Below are 2405 nucleotides of genomic sequence, written 5' to 3'. Positions count from 1 at the left end.
ACCAATATCCAGTATAACTTCATTTTCATTCTAATTGTTTTTTAAATAATTAACACGTTTCATCAACTCCTTAATAAGCTTCTTTTCTTCACTCAAAACTCTGATTTTTGAAACATCCAGATTAAACACGTAATCAAACGCTGGTGACTTCATCAATGCCATTGAATTAAGAATTAGCATAGCCTCTGTCACATCTTGCGAAGCATACAAGGCTTCTGTCATCACTTTTTGAGGTGCTTGCTCTCCAACAATAGCAAGATATTCTGCAGCACGAACCTTGTTAATAAGCAGATTATCATTATTAGCGATGGCTTTTATCACAGGTAACAATTGTGGTATTTTCTTCATATAAGAACTACATACAATCAGGGCCCAATACCTCTCCCACGGATTATCTGATGCTAAAGCCTTANATAGCTTTTTATGTGACTTTGAAATACTTAGTAATTGTAAATCGGCTATTGATGCTAATCGCTTTATTTCCTTACTATTCATCTGTCCAAAAGCTTCCGGATTCTCAAAGGCATGTTGAATCAGGTAGTACTCCGGATAAAAGGACAAATCGTGTAAGTCATTCTCTTTCTCTTTCAATAAGACTCTCATTTGTTTCAGCACTTTACTATACTCTTGCTTTTCCGCAAGGTTATTGACCTCGTAAGGATCATCCTCAACATTATAGAGAAGCTCAACCTGTCGTGGCATAAAAAAAGCACTCTGGGCCTCATTCAGTTCGCCTTTTTCAAATTTTTCAAGCCACTGCTGATACCCAAGTTGTTTGTATCGATATTGATTGTAGAGTCCGTCAATATTAAAACGTTGATAATTACGTATATATTTATAATTTCCTTTTCGTACAGCACGTACCATATCATACTTTTCATCAAAGCGGTCGGCATAACTATAGGTTTCATCTCGTTGATTCATTTCTTCCATATCCACACCTTTTCCTAGAAAAGACTGCCCATCCAAACCATCTGGTAGCCTCACACCTGCCAGGTTAAGAACGGTCGGTGCCAAATCAACAAAACTTACAAAACCATCTAAGCGAGTCCCGGCATCTAAGTCTACCAGATGCCTGAAGTTCTTTGGAACATAAACAACCATCGGCACATGTAGTCCGGTTTCGTATAAATACCCTTTTGAGCCAGGAAGTACACCTCCATGATCGCCGAAATAGAAAATAAAGGTATCATCCATCAAACCATCAGCTTCGAGTTTTGATATAAAACTACCAATTTGATTATCCAGTTTTGAAATTTGATCGCGATATCGGGCATTACTATACCTGAACAACTCTGTTTGGGGATGATTGGGTTGAATCGTAGCGTTTGTCTGGTCAAAATCAGTATTTTCTTCCTCAAAGGCATTATGTTTAAAATGCATGCTACCCTCATGTGTTACAGCAAAATTCTGCACATGAAAGAACGGTTGTCCTTCTGACCGATTACGCCAACTCGCTTTATTGGATGAATTATCCCAAACATCATCAGACTTATAAATATTATAATCCTCTTTGCTATTGTTACTTGTATAATAACCTGTTTGCCGCAGGTAGGCAGGAAACATCTTCAAACCCTCGGGCATCGGCACTTTGGCCTGGCGACGATGATAATGGGAGGCTATTTTAGGACCATATACACCAGATATAATGGTTGACCGGGCTGCACTACAAACAGCTGCATTCGAAAATGCATGATTAAAAACCAAGCCCTGATCTGCCAATGATTCAATATGTGGTGTAGCCACACCATCCTCACTATATAATTTCATATAATGGATCGAATTATCTTCAGAGGTTAACCATACTATATTAGGCCGTTTAGTTTCCTGAGCAAATCCTTTAGCCCACATCAAACAGGTAAGCAGCATAATAAACACAAAATTCTTCATATCTGAGCTTTTATTAATTTTTGAATTTGAAAATATCAGAATCTGTACGTGTAACTTTTGCTAATTCCTCAAGTTCACTTACAATTTGCGGGTATTCATTGGAAAGATCAGTTGTTTCTTCAGGGTCTTTTTCTANATCAAACAACTCAGTGACTGTTTGACTAGGTTTAAACACTTTTGTTCGAACTAATTTCCAGTTACCCTTACGTATAGCCTGACTTCCTCCCCGTTCATAAAACTCCCAATATAAATACTCATGTTCTTGTTGAGGTTTACCTAAAAGGGTAGGTAGAAAAGAAATACCATCAATATTCGTGGGTTGATCAGCACCTAATATATCGGCCATCGTCGGTAAAACATCCCAAAACGCCGACATATGCTCACTGCTTGCGCCTTGCGCTATGGTTTCGGGCCAGCTAACAATAAAGGGAACCCGAATGCCACCTTCATACAAATCGCGCTTAATTCCGCGATAAATACCATTGGAATTAAAGTATTCAGGATCGCCACCTCCT

At 38.5% G+C, this 2405-nt stretch carries 2 protein-coding genes; both read right to left on the bottom strand.

The window, feature by feature from the left end; translation table 11 throughout:
- Window positions 1–30 precede the first annotated feature (30 nt).
- Window positions 31–1890, bottom strand: coding sequence for a sulfatase (locus FNN09_RS20805; RefSeq protein ID WP_143304413.1), 1860 nt, complete (start codon window positions 1888–1890; stop codon window positions 31–33).
- 13 nt (window positions 1891–1903) lie between these two features.
- The coding region (locus FNN09_RS20800; RefSeq protein ID WP_143304412.1) for a sulfatase/phosphatase domain-containing protein at window positions 1904–2405 on the bottom strand (502 nt) is incomplete at its 5' end.

Source organism: Carboxylicivirga sp. M1479 (assembly GCF_007097485.1).
Taxonomy (GTDB): domain Bacteria; phylum Bacteroidota; class Bacteroidia; order Bacteroidales; family Marinilabiliaceae; genus Carboxylicivirga.
This window is presented reverse-complemented; position numbering and strand designations above follow the sequence as displayed.